Origin of the sequence: Paenibacillus sp. FSL H3-0329, from assembly GCF_037963285.1 — a bacterium.
Taxonomy (GTDB): domain Bacteria; phylum Bacillota; class Bacilli; order Paenibacillales; family Paenibacillaceae; genus Paenibacillus_AQ; species Paenibacillus_AQ odorifer.
The window spans coordinates 5,039,572-5,056,198 of sequence record NZ_CP150150.1; the positions used below are offsets into that span (position 1 = coordinate 5,039,572).

Sequence of the window (16,627 nt, forward strand, 5' to 3'; positions counted from 1 at the left end):
GTGTGTCAGCTGTTTCGATGTGTGACCCTTACATGGCCCTCCTGTTTAGAAAAAAGGGGCCAGTAACGGCCCCCTTCATCATTACTTTGGCTAGACAATCAGTTCTTCTTCTGATCTCTGGCCTCTGATCCAGATGTAAAGACATGATCCGTCGAAGCTTCTTCAATGTCGCCGAAGGCCCAATGCGTTGCCGGAACATCTGCCCACTGTGGATTTGTTACATTGGTTAGAGGACCTCTGCCCAAAGCCCTATTCATAGCCACAACAGCTTCGGCACGAGTAAGCTTGGCATTAGGACGGAAAGTCCCGTCATTATAACCAGTGAAAATGCCAGTACCTTGGGCTTGCAAAATCGCCACCTGTGCCCAATGTCCAATGATGTCAGAGAAACCGGAGCCCTTCTGCGTCGAATCCGTTCTAAGCAGGGTCACCAGACTGGCCATTTCTGCACGCGTCAATGGTTGATTAGGTTTAAAGGTGCCATCGCTGTAACCCTTCATTAGTCCCATCTTCGCTGCTTTAGTTATGGCATCAGCACCCCAGTAACCAGAAGGCACATCACTGAACACAACCCCTGCTCCAGTAGCTCCCTTCTCAGCAACATTGGCAAGAATCGTTGCCATCTCAGCACGCGTAATTTCGTGCTCCGGCTGGAAGAACCCACCCGGATAACCTTTGATATATGCGGTATGACGGATCGGATTAGACTCGCCATTCCCTGCAGATCCATCCTCGTTTCCAGTTGCCGGAGTTGGCGTCGGTGTCAGGGCAGGTGGTGTAGAAGATGGCTGAGCTGGAATGTACGAGCCACCTGAGTCCGTTGATGTTGGTGTTGGTGTCGGTGTCGGACTTGGCGTTGGTGTTGGACTTGGCGTTGGTGTCGGAGATACAGCAGGACTCGTTGAAACTGTGAATTTCATTTGATCCGTCAGCATGAAATCACCAGATTTCTTCACAGCTTTAAGCGTGTGTATCCCGCCTTCCAATCCCGAAATACTATAAATTCCCTGACGGGTCAGGCGGCTCTGACTATACGCATTTACGGTTTGGACCCGTTGTCCATCCACATAAATATCCATATCACCTTGCTCTGGACCCATAGGTGTGATCAGGCTGATTCCGGTACCCTTGAAGGTATATTCAAAGAAATCACCGTCCACTGATGTGGAGTGAACATCGTTAAGATAATCTCCCTCCACAGTAAACTTAAGGTTCAGCGTCCCCACTGGCTGTGCAGCAAGATAAGATTTATTCAGTGTAACACGGTTACCTGCTACTGAATAATCAGTCCCGAGAACCAGATCATATAATCCGTTAGTAATACCGGCAAAGCTTTCCGCTTGCTGCAGCAATGTCACCTCAATATCTTCCTGAGCGGAAGCAGCTTTATCAAAGCTGGCAGCGATCGGATTAATCATATTCGGAATTTCTACCTTAAGCATATCAAGGAGCATAAATCTGCCTGATTTCTTCACAACCTTGAGCGTGTGCATTCCATCCGGTAAGCCAGAAATGCTGTAAAGGTTCTGAAGTGACATTTGTCCATGATGATAGGCACTGACGGTTTCCTTAAATTGATCGTCAACATATATATCCATATCACCCTGTGACTCATCTACCTCTGTGAACAGCTGAATCCCCGTTCCTCTGAAGGTATATTCAAAAGAATCACCATTCTGCTCCGTATATTGCACATCGTCTTTATAGTCACCCAATCCTCTGCCACTGCTGCGGTTCCAAGTGCCATTGTACTTAACTGTTGAATCATCGTTATTAATCATCACATAACGAATGCCTGTAGAATCACTAATTTGTATCGACAGGGTCTGTGGATCACCAGTGTTAAAAATGAAAATCAAGTCGGTTGTGCCTGCCGGCTGCTGCGCAAGGTATTGCTTATGAATGGTCAATTTATCATTCGTCACCGTAAAATCGTCTTCCGATAGTGCCTCGCCATTATTTTCAATACCGCTCAGTGTATTACCATTCAAATTCAGAGTGACAGTAACATCCTCTTGTTGTTCTATTGCTTGGTCGAATCGAGCAGATGTCGGAGTAATGGTACTATTCTGTTCTCCTGCTGGAGTTTCTGTAGTCACCTTAAATGCGTCAAGCAGCATAAAATCACCTGAGCTTTTGACCACTTTAAGCCTGTGAGAGCCGTTAGCCAGTCCTGAGACACTGTACAGATTTTGCTGTACCTCTCTTGATCCTGTTTTATAAGCACTAACGGTCTGTGCAGCCTCATTGTCCAGTGTAATAATCACATCTCCCTGAGATTCATGCTTTTCGGTCAGCAGGTCAATGCCAGTGCCCGTAAAGGTGTACTCAAAGGAATCCCCGTTCTTCTCGGAATAATGCACATCGTCTTTATAATCACCCAATCCTCGAGATGAGCTTACCTGCCATGCGCCATTATATTTAATGCCGCTGTCATTATCATTAATGTAAACTACATTAGTGACCGTTGCCTTGTTCGCAGCAGACGAATTCTCAGACGGGTCAGTCCCATAGTTCGTAATATCCGATTGTGAAGCCATCGACGGAGCAGACGAGGAATCCTTGATCGTAATGCTCAAATCCTGCTTTCCTTCTAGCAGCTCTTTGCCGCCATTACGCTTCCAATCCCCGCTGTAGCGCATACCTGTATCATCATCATTGACTGTAGAGGTGCCACCTAATGCTGTAACTTTAAGCATCCGTGACGCATGAGGTTCAAGTATGCCTCCGCTAAATTCCTTCTCAAAGTCTCCCAGCTCAGTGTGACTCCATAAATCGCGAACAGATGCCGGGCCTTCAAGGCCGAGATCACTCCATTTGACTTTCACCTCCGCACTCCGACTGCCCAGATTGAACAGAGCTACGCTGTAAGTGCCATCTCCATTATTGGCATACCAAACCTGCTGCTGGGTATCCATAGATACCGGATGGCCTGGACGTCCTGCCTGATTTACGGCAATTACCTCATCATTGGTAAGCAGTTCTAAACCATAGCTGTCTAGCCTAGTCATGTCATTCCCTGTATACAGTGGCACGGAAGAGATTGACCAGAATGTCATCGCGGATTTCCGCTCGTCTTTGGTTAGACCATCCATAGATCCGTTACCAACGTTCAGCGAATCAAAATCATTCCAACCCCCAGGACCTGCATCCCTCCACCAAAGTGCTGCTTTGGGGAACAAGCGGGAAATACTCGGCCAGGCTGTCAGCCCACTGCCATCGTAAGCTTCCACATCCCAGTCAATTCGCCAACCGTTGGCATACTTTTTCCAGAAATCCACGTAATTGTGATCGAGCGCCCAGGACAGCTCAAACCAGATGTTATTTCTGTCAAAAGCCTTAGACCATGCCTCAACATCGCCGCGCGCATCACGGCTCAAGTTATCAATCCCCGAGCCAGGAGTCACGCTGTCAAATTTGACGAAATCAATGCCCCACTCGCCAATCATATCCGCAATAGAATCCACATACTTCTGGGCACATGGATTCGTGAAATCAATTTTATAAGTGTAGGAATTCCAATAATCCATAATGGTAAGCGGTTTGGCTGTAATGTCCTGTATACGGCATTGGCCACCCGTTCCGTAAATCTCTAGATTCTGATTATAGGCATCGATGGATACCCCCGGAATCATATAGATTCCAATTTTCTGTCCATTATTATGAACATAGTCGATGACCTCTTGAAATCCGTTAGGATATAAGGTCTCACTTGGAATCGGTCTGCCGTATTCATCCATGCTGCCATTCCAGCCCGCATCAATATTGATGTATTCATAGCCATGGGCTTGCAACTTCTCATGCATAACATCCGATTGTTTTTTGATGCTTTCGGCCGAGGTCCAGTTACCTGCACCGTCGTACACCTGCATGCTGTAACTGCTCCAGCCCATATAGGGCTTTTGCGCCATACTCTTCTCAGCTGCTAGTGCCACATTGCCCTGTGTTCCTGTGAAACCGAACTGCGCTGCTGCAATTATAAATACCAACAGACTCATTCCCAGTTTTTTTCCCATTCGCTTCAAATCATCCTTACCCCCTCATAAAATGTGGTTAAAATTTCTTTGATAGCGCTTTCTTTACGGGATGATCATAAAGGAAGAACGAGTTCCACGATAGGTACATTTCCGCATTTTACGTACAAATAACCCAAAAACAAGGGGACAAATGAACAACAGAACAAACATTATTCCTCCAACAATAGAAACTTAAGGAAGATAATATGGACTGGATCTATTTTGAAAATTATTAATAAAGACCCTTTTGACCTTATGTAACGTGATGGAAATCACATGATTTAATGTAAAATAAATGAATAATTTAGAAATGAAATACAATTATCTTAATCGATGCATGATATGCTCTAGAAAGGGAGATAGGATTGAAGTTGGATTTGGAAGGGTTGAATGTGGATTCCTTGATTCAGATGCTTAAGGCATCATTTTCATTTGAGAATTGGGATGCCATGATTGAAATTGCAGACAAGCTACACGAACAAATTTCCGTCATATATGAAAACAATAGTAACCTCATAAGAGGTCCTAAACTGAAACGGAGTATCCCCTATTATTTTGGATATAGCTCATGCGCAAAAGGTATAGCACTACAAAAATCCGGTAAGTTTGACGAGGCAAAAATATGTATTCAGAAGTATGCTGACCTGGGCTGGATAGTAGGTTTAGATGAAGAGGGTATTAATGAAGTCGAATATTACCGCAATATAGCAAAAGCCAATTCATACGTTATCGATCTGTTGGAAGGCAAAATGGGAGTCCTACATAAATACGTTGAGTTTATTAGAAAAAGTGATGATGAAGAGTTATTGCCGGGACTCATTACAATCTTAGAATCTTCGATAATACATGATTATTCCGTTGATTGGATTCTGAAGGAATTCAAAATCAATGTTGATGACATAGGAGAACATGAGACTATTGTGAATATCAGATACCATGAGGATTACATTTATCTGCTGGCGATGTATTACTATAAACAAGAGAATATGTACGATACAATCAACACTATTCTCGAAATCTTATTATTAAGCATCAAGCTAGACGATGATACCGGCTTCAAAAAATCAGCAGCGCTCTTTGAACTCCTTAGAGACCACGCCGATCAATCACAACTCAAAGTGCATCACAACATCATGAAAACAATAATCGAAAAAGAGTTTACTAGGTTCTTCAGCTCGCGAATCGAGTTCAGCAATTTACACAGTTAACGATCACGGAGGTCGTCGTTGATTGGATTATAAAGTTGGCTATAAAAAAGGAGTGGTTCTCCGGTTAATGGGCGGAATCACTCCTTTAAGGTGTATTGATCCGGACCGGTCCGCTCGATCCTTTGCTTTCTGCGGGATTTATGCCGTTTATTTCGCCACATTCGCTCGATCCGGTACATTCTGCGGGATTTATACCGCTCATTTCACCGTATTCGCCCGATCAGCTGCTTTCTGCGGGATTTATCCCGTTCATTTCACCATATTCGCTCGATCCGTTGCATTCTACGGGATTTATACCACTCATTTCTCCGCATCCGCTCCATACGCTGCTTTCTGCGGGATTTATACCGTTCATTTCGCTACATTCGCTCGATCCGGTACATTCTGCGGGATTTATACCGTAGATTTCTCCGTATTCGCTCGATCCGGTACATTCTGCGTTATTTATCCCGTTCATTTCGCCACATTCGCTCGATCCGGTACATTCTGCGGGATTTATACCGCTCATTTCCCCGTATTCGCCCGATCCGTTGCATTCTACGGGATTTATACCGCTCATTTCGCCACATTCGCTCGATCAGCCGCATTCTGCGGGATTTATCCCGTTCATTTCCCCGTATTCGCTCGATCCGGTACATTCTGCGGGATTTATACCGTAGATTTCACCGTATTCGCTCGATCCGATATATTCTGCGGGATTTATCCCGTTCATTTCCCCGTATTCGCCCGATCCGGTACATTCTGCGGGATTTATACCGTAGATTTCACCGTATTCGCTCGATCCGATATATTCTGCGGGATTTATCCCGTTCATTTCCCCGTATTCGCCCGATCCGGTACATTCTGCGGGATTTATCCCGTAGAATTCTCCGTATATGCTCGATCCGGTACATTCTGCGGGATTTATACCGCTCATTTCACCGTATTCGCCCGATCCGGTACATTCTGCGGGATTTATCCCGTAGAATTCTCCGTATATGCTCGATCCGCTGCATTCTAAAGCAATTATCCCGTAGATTTCTCCGTATTCGCCCGATCAGCTGCATTCTACGGGATTTATCCCGTTCCTTTCGCCACATCCGCTCGATCCGCAACATTTTAGGGCATTAATGCCTCTATTGTCTCCGCAACCACTCCATCCGCCTCATTCTACGGTATAAATCCCGCTTCCTTTTCGCCGCTTCTACTCCAGCCGGCCTTTCTGCCCGCTCCACAACATGGTGTTGAACCCCCTCAAAATTCGTCGCTCAGTTGACGAACACCGGTTATTCGCCATGTTTTTAGTTTAACTTTCGTTCTTCTCATTTTACATAAGATTCTTTTCACCCTTTGTTTGGATTTTTTAAAATCATACAAAAAAAGCCCCGATTGATTGCCTCGGGACTTTTTTTGCTTTATTTTCTCCTATATTAAATCAAATCTACTTAACTGCCTAGCTTTCACTTCAAATAGTTCTCTAATGTTCTCCGTACCGCTCCTGGGCCTGCCATCATTTCCTGGAACATAACCTCAATCTTATCGCCTAGACCAATTGCGTACAACGGAACCCCAAAAAGTCGCTCATCATCAAGAATGGGGCGCACACTTGCGGTTTGGTCTCCAAGCGAAACTCCTTGCAGGTAACCTTGCAGTGTTTCTAGTAACGGATCTGAACTCAATGTGAAGACCTCTCCAGCATCATTCACTCCAAGTAAGTAACGACACCACACCGCGATAGCCAGTGGAATCGCTGTTAGCTGCGCTGGATCGAGCTCCTCCCGTCGAATATAGGATTTAATAGTTTCACCGAACCGTATACCCACCTTCTGCGAAGTGTCTGTAGCAATCCGCTGTGGAGTATCGGGGATAAATGGATTGGCAAAACGCTCCGTAAGGACTTCGTCCAGGAACTGCTTTGGACTGAGAATCCCCGGGTCCACTACGACGGGCAGACCTTCTTTGTAACCGATTATCTCCACAAACCTCCGCAAAGTATCATCCTTCATCTCATCCGCGATCAAGGTGTAGCCAAGCAGACAACCGGAAACAGCAAGCGCCGTATGCAGCGGATTAAGGCAGGTCGTTACTTTCATCGTCTCCACCTGGTTGACTGTCTCCCGGTCCGTAAAAATAATTCCGGCTTCCTCTAGTGGTGGACGTCCGTTCGTAAAGTTGTCCTCCACTACAAGGTATTCGCTAATCTCGGCATTTACGAAAGGAGCGGTATATGTGTTTTTGGAGGTAATGATTACATCCATATCACCAATTCCCTGTTCCAGAAGCGCGGCCTGTACACTCTCCGAAGGACGTGGTGTGATTTTATCGATCATGGACAATGGAAAGGTTATTAATCGTTCATCTTCCAGATAGCGCACAAAGTCTTCCACAACAAGTCCTCTTTGGGCCCATTCCTTAGCGATGGACACGACACCGTTTTTCAGCTTGTCGCCATTGTGTGAGCAGTTATCCATGCTGACAAAGGTCATCGGATATTGGCCTTTCAGATATCTTCGATAAGCAAGCGAAGCTACAATGCTCATGACATGAACAGGATGCTCCGGTCCGCTCTCGATATCCTTTTTCACAATGCCAAGATATTTATCGTGCGGATCCGTCAACGAGTATCCCTTCTCCGTGATGGTGAAGCTGGCCATTTGCAGGCTCGGATTCTCGAACACCTCGATCAATCGGCGGTACTCCGCTTCACGGTTTTTGTCCGCTGCGATTCCCTCCACAATACTGCTGACTACTCTTTTCTGAAAATCACCGTGAGCATTCATCAGCACTAAAAGGGTCAGATTGTCGTAGGGCTTGTAGACTTTATCAATCATTTCGAAATCAAAGGTCTCCACCGCAATAATACCTGTATCCGACTTCCTGCTATCCAGCAGCTTCTGATGAGCATTTGCCACGAATCCCCTGAAAATATTACCTGCACCGAAATGAATCCATTCCGGTTTAAGCTGTGTATTGTTTGCTACCTGCTCATAGTCGAACTGTGGAAGCTCCACTCCAGCAGCTTTCCAAGCTGCTTTTTCCCCTTGGATACTGCTTCTGGTCAGATGCAGCATTTATTTTGCCTCCTTGACGTTGTCCAAGCTATCCCAGACACCAAGCAAATACATGATGCCCATAGCTCTATCATACAAGCCATAACCCGGTCGGCAGTTCTTCTCTTCCCCCCACAGATGACGCCCGTGATCCGGACGTACATAACCAATGTATCCGTTCTCATGATAGGCGTTGACCACCTCGGCCACATCAACGCTTCCGTCACGCCCACGGTGCGACACCTCAATGAAATCACCGTTCTCAAATACCTTCACATTGCGGATATGTGCAAAATGAATACGGTCATGGAACTCGCGGATCATCGCTGGCAGATCGTTATCCGGATTCGTGCCGAGTGACCCTGTGCAGAACGTCAAACCGTTGTACGGGCTGTCCACCAAATCCAGAAAGCGGCGGATCATATCCCGATTGCGGATAATACGCGGCAGTCCAAAGATCGGCCAAGCCGGATCATCCGGATGAATAGCCATCTTGATGTCCACTTCCTCGCATACTGGAATAATGCGTTCCAGGAAATACTGGAGGTTGTCGAACAGTTTATCTTCTGTCACATCCGCATAAGCCGCAAACAGCTCATCTAGCTTCGCCAGCCGCTCCGGCTCCCAGCCCGGCATCGTGAACTGTCCAGCTCCCTTCAGAATCCGGTCCACCATCTCACGCGGATTATCGGTAATGGCAGCCTTTTCATAAAAGAGGGCATTCGAGCCATCAGGCAACTCTTTATACAGCTCTGTGCGGGTCCAATCGAAAACAGGCATAAAATTATAGCAGATCACCTTAACGCCAACCTTGGCGAGTTTACGAATGGTGTCGATATAAATATCGATATATTTATCACGGGTCGGCAAGCCGATTTTGATATCATCATGAACGTTGACGCTTTCTACTACAGCCGTGCTGAAACCCTTGCTGGTGATTTGATCCGCCACTTCTTGGATCCGTTCCATTTCCCACACTTCTCCGGCTACTTTCTCGTGCAAAGACCAGACAATCCCCATTACACCCGGAATCTGCCGAATATGATCCAGCGTGATATTGTCATTGCCCTCGCCGTACCATCTCCACGTCATGTTCATTGATAAACCCTCCTGTGAATTCGTTTTCATCTATCTTGTATACAAGATTTACTTGATCATAGAATAAGAACAATTCTTTGTCAATCACAAATTCATCAGGAATTTTATCATAAAAACAAGGAATTTCCACCCTATTTTCATCTCGATGATTTTAATGAACGAACTTATCATGTATACTAGTACTGTATCTGTCATCAACAATTGAAAGCAGGAACAGAAATGTCAATCAAAGCTGAAATTCTAAACACACTGAAGCAAGAAATCCTCACGCTGGCGTTAAAGCCAGGTACCATTCTAAGTGAAACAGCCTTGTCTGAGCGGTTTCAGATTTCACGTACGCCGTTGCGTGATGTTCTCAAACAGCTTGCACTGGAATCTTATACCGATATCTACCCGAAAAAAGGTAATATTGTGTCCTTTATTGATCTTGAATCTGTTGAACAAATCACATACTTGCGTTGCACACTGGAAAAGGAGATCCTCAAGGATCTTTCTGCACAGCTTTTACTACCCGGGGTGCACGAACTGAAGGAGATTCTTAAGAAACAAAAAGAGGTCATCGGGCAGGAGAATGCTGTAGATTCTTTCCTTAATTTAGACGACGAGTTTCACCGGGCCTTGTACAGGCTTGCTGGACGTGAGTATCTGTGGACTCTGATCCAGCAGTCGAATGTACATTATCTCAGGTACCGCAGACTGCACATGCTCAAGACCGACAAGCTGGAAGAAATCTGGAGCGAACACCAATCCATTCTTGAGCTTATGGTGCAAAAGGAAACCACCAATATCGGTCCGCTAATCCACCACCATCTTCGGGAAGATATTCATTCACTGGACTTTCAGGAGAACTTCTCGGAATACCTAAAAAAATAGTGCCAAAAAGCGGCTTGCCCATAAGTTAAGTGCCTTCCCGGATAAAACTTCGTGATAAGAAGAAACACATAAAATTTCTATTCCCTATTAAAAAAACAAAAAAACCTTGATTTCTCAAGGTTTTCGTAAAAAATGAACAAGGACTATAACGCCGCACTAATAGCTTAAATTTGCTCCGTTAGAGGTTATGACCTTTTTGTACCAGAAAAAGCTGTCCTTACGCAGACGCAGCAGCGTTCCATTGCCTGCATCATCCTGATCAACATAAATGAAGCCGTACCGCTTGCGCATCTCCGAGGTGGAAGCCGAGATCAGATCAATACAGCCCCAGCTGGTGTAGCCCATCAGCTCCACGCCATCGGCAATGGCTTCCGCCATCTGCTCAATATGCTGTGCCAGATACTCTATCCGGTATGGATCACGGATAGTGCCATCCAGTTCGAGTACATCTGCAGCACCCAGACCATTCTCTACTACAAACAAAGGAAGCTGGTAGCGGTCATGCATCTCCTTGAGCACAAACCGCAGCCCCTTTGGATCGATCTGCCAGCCCCAGTCGGAAGTTTTCAGGAAGGGATTCTTCAGCCCTGAGGACAGGTTACCTTCCGTGGTGGCCGTGATGCTCTCATCCACACTGACTACTGAGGACATGTAGTAACTAAAGGAAAGAAAATCCACAAGATTGTCCCGCAGCAAAGCTTCGTCCCCCGGCAACATGGTTATTGTCACTCCATGCTGCTCCAAATGCCGGCGGATATAAGAAGGATAATAACCTCTAACCTGAACATCGGAGCAGAACATTGCCATTTGGTTCTCCGCTTGCGCTTTCAGTACATCACCGGGATGACAGGAATATGGGTAGAGCAGCTTGCGGGCCAGCATGCAGCCGATCTGGAACTGCGGATTGATCTCCCGGCCCCGCTTAATCGCAAGCGCACTGGCTACGAACTGGTGATGCAAAGCCTGAAAAGCAACCTGCTTCTCATTTGACTTGCCATCCAGAATAATCCCTGCGCCCAGAAACGGCGCTTTGAGCGTACAGTTGATTTCGTTGAAAGTCAGCCAATACTTCACCTTATCCCGGTAACGGGTGAACACAGTTTCCGCATAACGGACGAACAGTTCAACCAGTTCTCTGGATTCCCAGCCGTTGTATTTGGTGACCAAATGCACAGGCATTTCATAATGGGAAATGGTGACCAGCGGCTCGATATTATATTTGCGCAACTCATCAAAAACATCGTCGTAGAAACGCAGTCCTGCCTCGTTAGGTACCTGCTCATCGCCATTCGGATAAATACGTGGCCAGGAGATGGACATACGGAATACCTTAAAACCCATCTCAGCGAACAAGGCGATATCTTCTTTGTAGCGGTGGTAGAAATCAATCCCTCTGCGTTTGGGGTAATTCCCCTGATTATCATCCTGTATGGCCTCTTCTAGCTGTGGGCCGGACATGGACAATAGCTGTTCCAGGCTCTGCCGTTCCTTAGGAGGACAATATTTGACTACATCAGCAGTGGACAAACCCTTGCCGCCCTCATTATACGCGCCTTCGACCTGATTGGCGGCTACCGCACCGCCCCACAGGAAGTTTTCCGGAAATGGATAAGTCATCGGTTGAGCCTCCTTTTATTAATTGGCGGCAGCGGTTGCTGCCGCTTTAGCTTCAGCCTGCTGCTCTTGCTCCAGCGCTTCGGCATCGGCTTTTTTGAAGAATGGATAGTAGATCATGAAGCTTGCACCAATCATAACCAGCTGGAACGCACTTACGCGCCAGCCCCCGTTCATCCAGCCATTAACCAGCACCGGAATGCCCAGCGGTACCTGAATCCCGTGCAGCACAGGAAGGATACCCAGCGTCGTCAGAAGAATCGCCAGACCACTACTCACCAGCGGAGTCAGGATAAACGGAATCATAAACCGAACATTCAGCACCAATGGCATCCCGAAAATCACCGGCTCATTGACACCGATCAGACTTGGGATAATTGCCAGCTTGCCAAGTGTCTTATAACGTGTGGATTTGGCAAACAACATCGCAATAATGAGACCTAACGTTGCCCCCGCACCACCGATCAGTACATAAACCGGGAAGAACGGTGAACCAATGATATGCGTACCTTCCACACCTCTTTGGTAAGCGTCCAGATTCTCAAGTCCCAAAGCCACCCAAATCGGGCCGACAACGGAATAGACTACCAAGGTGCCGTGAACTCCAAAGAACCACAGCAGGTGAATTACGAAGATGCAGATCAGCATCGCCCACCAGGTACCACCCAGACTAGTCAATGGCAGCTGGATGATCGAGAAGACAAACTCGTGCATATTGCCATATTTCGTTGCGGCGAAAATCGCCGTCAGCACTAGCATCAGAACCGCTACGATAAAACCAGGCGTAAGCGCGGCAAAAGATTTCTCGACCGTGGGCGGAACACCCTTCGGCATTTTGATATAGAATTTCTTTTCCAATACAAAGGTATAGATCTTACCTACCAGCAGTGCCAGGATGATTGCCACAAACAATCCCTTGGCGCCCAACCAGGAGTAACCAAATGCTTTGGTCACACCGTCATCCAGCAGTCCTTTTGGTGTAACTAGCAAGAAACTCATCAGCGCCAAAATCCCTGCCGAGAAGCCTTGCTGCTTATGTTGGGTAGCAAAATTGTAAGCGATGGAGAACACCGCGTAGAGTGCGATCAAATCAGTGGTTACTGTTGCCGGAATCGAAGTATAAGTTTTGAGTCCAGTGCTTTCCAGGAAATTCTGATAAGGATCAAGCTTGAGTGCATTAATCAGGGAAAAAATAGCGCCCAGAATCAATATTGGCATCAAGGCCATCAGACCGTTGGAAATAGCGCTGATATAGGTGTTTTTTTGGATTTTCGTGCTGACTTTCTGGATCTTGGCTCTCCATTCTGCGCCGCCTGCCATGACTTAAGCCCCCTTCTCCATCAGTTCAAGTGCTGTAGCCAGCACCTTGTCCCCATCCATCATGCCATAGTCCATCATATCGATCGTAGTTACTGGAATGTTCGGATATTCTGCGGCCAGATCGCCTTCGGCGTGTCCCATTTGTGGTCCAAGCATAATGATGTCAAAAGGCTTTTGATCGGCGATATCACTCTCCGCCACTGCATCAATAACCACTTCAACCCCTTGTGTCCGTGCCGATTCTTTCATCCGTTCCACCAGCATACTTGTCGAGAATCCGCCTGCACAGGCGAGCAATATTTTTTTCATCTTAGTTCACCGATCCTTTCAATTCTAGTTCGAGTGCTTTGCGTTCTTTGATTTCTTCGATCAATTCCACAGCCAGTTCTCTAACCGTCAGGGCATTCATCAAATGATCCTGCGCGTGAATCATCAGCAGCGTAATTTCTGTCTTTTCGCCCCGGCCTTCAGCCTGGATCAGCCCCGTTTGCACTTTGTGTGCTTTGGTCAGGCTGGTCTTGGCGTTCTTAATCATCTCGCCCGCTTCTTCCAGGTTTCCGGCGCGCGCGGTTCTTACCGCTTTTAGGCTAAGGCTTCTAGCCTCTCCGCTGCTGGCAATAATCTGCATAATCGTTTGTTCATAATCCATGGGTTCTCCACTCCGTATCGTCATTTTATTTATAGTAGGTTCTCTATCTCATTCATAAATTGCTCATAACTATTCGTGTTTAGCAGCCGGTTACGGCTGTCTTCCTTCTCCATTAGAACCAGTAGCAGCTTGCTGATCTCTTTGTGCAGGAACAACTGCCCCGGACCCAGATTGATCAGAAAAATCAACTGGACCGGCTTACCCTCATAGATCAGCGGTTTCTTCAACACGGTTACACTGATACAGTCGCGGATCGCGCTCATCCGCATCGGATGCGGGCCGGCCACCCCATTTTTGTAAATGGTGGTGAATTTCTGCTCTCTGAGCAGCACTTGTTCAGGGAAATCGTCAGCTGCATAATGATTGCCCACGATCTCCCGGCAGCGCTGCTTTAACAGCTCCATGTAATCTTCGTCCGAACCAGACAGATGGAACAGCTCCCTGCGGAACAAATCCTTGAAATCCATCAGCTTGTAGGACGGTTCTGTACGATTAATCTGCAAAGACAATATTTCTTTGATCCGCTGAATCTCTTGATCATCCAGCAGCTGTTTGATATGGATCACCGGTTTTTCCTTAATCTCTGTTGCCAGCGGTACAGTAGAGAGAATCAGATCCACAGGCTTGCTGCTGATCTCCTCCACCTCCGTAATGGAGGCTGTGATCACCGATGCTTTGGGGAATACCGCTTCCAGCTTCAGCCGGATTAACTGGGCACTCCCCCCTCCCGTCGAGCAGATCACGGCAATCCGCTTGAACTTCTCCAGATTGCGCTGCTGCATCCGTTCCAGATGGGTGGCAAAATGCAACGCGACATACCCTGCCTCATCGCGCGACATCCGAAACCCGTACTGCTCCTCTACAATCTCAGCGAAGCGGAAGGAAATGACGAACACATTGGCATACTGGCTGTAAACATCCTCCACCAATGGGTTGCCGAGCTGAAGATTGTAATACAACCGGTTCAGCAGCGGGAACATATGCAATAGAAGCGCTTCGCGCAGCTCGTGATCTTGAGTGAATCCAGTGAGGAACTCGCGGTCCAAGCGCTCCAGAATAGCCGTAATTCCCTCCCGCAGATGCGATTTGGTCTCTTCCGACATCCGCTCCATAATGGTCTTACCAGAAATGTGCAGCGCCAAATAATCAATCTCATCCGCCGGAAGCTTAATCCGGTAGTGAGAGGAGATAAAATCTGCGATGCTCCTAGCAATATCCTGATACAGCGGCTCAGGTGTTCCCTGCAAGGCTTGACCAGCCACAATGAAATTGTGCTTGGAAACCCGGTATAGAAGAATGAACAGATGGGTCAAGATATTATCCAGAAACACATCTGAGATCTTCAGTTCTTTTTCCTTGAGGATTTGCAGTAGAAATCCCTTAAGCTGCTCAGCATCAAAGTCCTGACTGAAGGCATGAAAATCCTCCGTATGCTGCAGTGTATGACCCGATTGCAAGATAAAGTAAGAAAAGGCTTTGCGGAAGTCTTGCTCTTCCCCCTCGATTTTCATGCCATAATGAGCCCGACGTTTCAAGCTAAGCCGGAAAGCGGCCAGTCGCTGCTCTACTTCCTTCAGATCGGAAATAATGGTAGAACGGCTGACGCCGATTTCTTCCGCCATGTTATCCATAGACTGATAGCCATCGTTCTGCAAGAGATAAAATAGCAAATACTGCTGGCGTGACTGCTTATTATCGAGATCCACCTGATCCAGCTGCAGCATGCCTTTTTCTTGGTAGCTACTGAATTTGGCTTCATCACCAATCTCCAGCAGATAACCCTGGCCGCGGATCATACGGATACCGAAACCATTCGCCTCTCCTGTTTTGTCGAGTCCACGGATCACGTCACGGAGAGTCCGTTCGGACAACCCCACTTCGGCAATCAGCTCACTCATGCGCACAGGACTCTTGCGGGTATATAAAATATTAACAATCGTATATTCTCTCACCTTAAATTCCCTCATTTGTGATACTAGTATCGGATGAAGCACTCAGCTGGTTATGAATACATCATACGTGGAAGCGTTATCTTCTGAACAGTTTGTATTCTGCTGTTTGGAACGGCAGAAACTGACGGATAGGTAAATAACGGATTAAATTCTTAGCATACATTATTTGTGGCCACAAATCAGGAGGAAATATACAACAAAGGGGAGAGTGCCGATTAATTGTTAAAATAAACAAAAATAAATTAGTTAGGAGGACGATTCATTTTCTACAGATGGGATGTGAGGGGAATAGGATTAATATATAGAGTCAAAAATCCCAAGGTCAGTATGACCTTGGGATTTTGATTATCTTCTGCGGGGAATCCCGCATGGCTTTGCAATATGTTATCCACTACATGCCCACAGCTGAGGAAACTGCAGCAAAGATTGCCGCCACCAGCCAAAGAATCGGAAACAGCTTGAGTATTACCTTTAACCATTGTCCAAAATTGATCCGGGCGATGGCCAAACCTGCCAGCAGCACACCGCCTGTTGGCGAAATGAGATTCGTTAATCCATTTCCAAATTGGTATGCGGTTACTACCGCTTCGCGGTTAACATCCACAAGATCGCCTAATGGTGCAAGCACAGGCATCGTCAAGGCCGCCTCTCCGGATGAAGAAGGAACCAAGAACGTAATAATATTATGCACGACCAGCATGATGGTGGTGAACAAGTAATTCGGCAAACCCTTAAGCATAGTAGCCAGGCCATTCAAAATGGTATCGATAATCATCCCGTTCTCTGCAACGACGAGGATCCCCCGGGCCAAACCGATGATCACAGCAGCGTAGTGTGAGTTATATTTCATCTTGGCATTAAAAAGGCC

Annotated in this window: 12 protein-coding genes; 3 read left to right on the forward strand and 9 right to left on the reverse strand. The window is 46.7% G+C overall.

Annotated elements, in window-relative coordinates; genetic code table 11:
* Window positions 1–98 precede the first annotated feature (98 nt).
* Window positions 99–4,016 (reverse strand): X2-like carbohydrate binding domain-containing protein, encoded by a 3,918-nt coding sequence (locus tag NSQ66_RS22300; RefSeq protein ID WP_339279414.1) that lies wholly within the window; start codon window positions 4,014–4,016, stop codon window positions 99–101.
* 365 nt (window positions 4,017–4,381) lie between these two features.
* Here NSQ66_RS22300 and NSQ66_RS22305 point away from each other — a divergent pair, with 365 nt between their 5' ends.
* Together NSQ66_RS22305 and NSQ66_RS22310 are read left to right on the forward strand one after the other, a co-directional pair.
* Window positions 4,382–5,224: a hypothetical protein gene (locus NSQ66_RS22305; protein WP_051491281.1), complete on the forward strand. Its 843-nt coding sequence runs from the start codon at window positions 4,382–4,384 to the stop codon at window positions 5,222–5,224.
* A 22-nt stretch (window positions 5,225–5,246) separates the two neighbouring features.
* Window positions 5,247–6,224: a hypothetical protein gene (locus tag NSQ66_RS22310; RefSeq protein ID WP_155986565.1), complete on the forward strand. Its 978-nt coding sequence runs from the start codon at window positions 5,247–5,249 to the stop codon at window positions 6,222–6,224.
* 439 nt (window positions 6,225–6,663) lie between these two features.
* Here the strand turns inward: NSQ66_RS22310 and NSQ66_RS22315 are convergent, their stop codons facing one another.
* Both NSQ66_RS22315 and uxuA read right to left on the reverse strand, forming a co-directional pair.
* Complete coding sequence (locus tag NSQ66_RS22315) at window positions 6,664–8,274, reverse strand: mannitol dehydrogenase family protein (protein WP_036683277.1); 1,611 nt, start codon at window positions 8,272–8,274, stop codon at window positions 6,664–6,666.
* Complete coding sequence (gene uxuA / locus NSQ66_RS22320) at window positions 8,275–9,351, reverse strand: mannonate dehydratase (protein ID WP_036683280.1); 1,077 nt, start codon at window positions 9,349–9,351, stop codon at window positions 8,275–8,277.
* 219 nt (window positions 9,352–9,570) lie between these two features.
* Between uxuA and NSQ66_RS22325 the strand changes: the two genes are divergently transcribed.
* Window positions 9,571–10,224 (forward strand): GntR family transcriptional regulator, encoded by a 654-nt coding sequence (locus tag NSQ66_RS22325; RefSeq protein WP_036683283.1) that lies wholly within the window; start codon window positions 9,571–9,573, stop codon window positions 10,222–10,224.
* A 156-nt stretch (window positions 10,225–10,380) separates the two neighbouring features.
* Here the strand turns inward: NSQ66_RS22325 and ascB are convergent, their stop codons facing one another.
* The 6 genes from ascB to NSQ66_RS22355 all read right to left on the reverse strand — a co-directional run bounded on the left by ascB (window position 10,381) and on the right by NSQ66_RS22355 (window position 16,609).
* On the reverse strand, window positions 10,381–11,841 hold the full coding sequence (ascB, locus tag NSQ66_RS22330) for a 6-phospho-beta-glucosidase (RefSeq protein WP_339279417.1): 1,461 nt from the start codon (window positions 11,839–11,841) through the stop codon (window positions 10,381–10,383).
* 18 nt (window positions 11,842–11,859) lie between these two features.
* Complete coding sequence (locus NSQ66_RS22335) at window positions 11,860–13,158, reverse strand: PTS transporter subunit EIIC (RefSeq protein ID WP_076148309.1); 1,299 nt, start codon at window positions 13,156–13,158, stop codon at window positions 11,860–11,862.
* Window positions 13,159–13,161: 3 nt separating this feature from the next.
* Window positions 13,162–13,467: a PTS sugar transporter subunit IIB gene (locus NSQ66_RS22340; protein ID WP_036683292.1), complete on the reverse strand. Its 306-nt coding sequence runs from the start codon at window positions 13,465–13,467 to the stop codon at window positions 13,162–13,164.
* A 1-nt stretch (window position 13,468) separates the two neighbouring features.
* Window positions 13,469–13,807, reverse strand: coding sequence for a PTS lactose/cellobiose transporter subunit IIA (locus tag NSQ66_RS22345; RefSeq protein WP_038572728.1), 339 nt, complete (start codon window positions 13,805–13,807; stop codon window positions 13,469–13,471).
* A gap of 29 nt (window positions 13,808–13,836) precedes the next feature.
* Window positions 13,837–15,774 carry a BglG family transcription antiterminator gene (locus NSQ66_RS22350; protein WP_339279418.1) on the reverse strand — a complete coding sequence of 646 codons (1,938 nt, stop codon included), beginning with the start codon at window positions 15,772–15,774 and terminating at the stop codon, window positions 13,837–13,839.
* A gap of 376 nt (window positions 15,775–16,150) precedes the next feature.
* Window positions 16,151–16,609: a TIGR00366 family protein gene (locus tag NSQ66_RS22355; protein ID WP_235219491.1), complete on the reverse strand. Its 459-nt coding sequence runs from the start codon at window positions 16,607–16,609 to the stop codon at window positions 16,151–16,153.
* Between the last annotated feature and the right edge of the window lie 18 nt (window positions 16,610–16,627).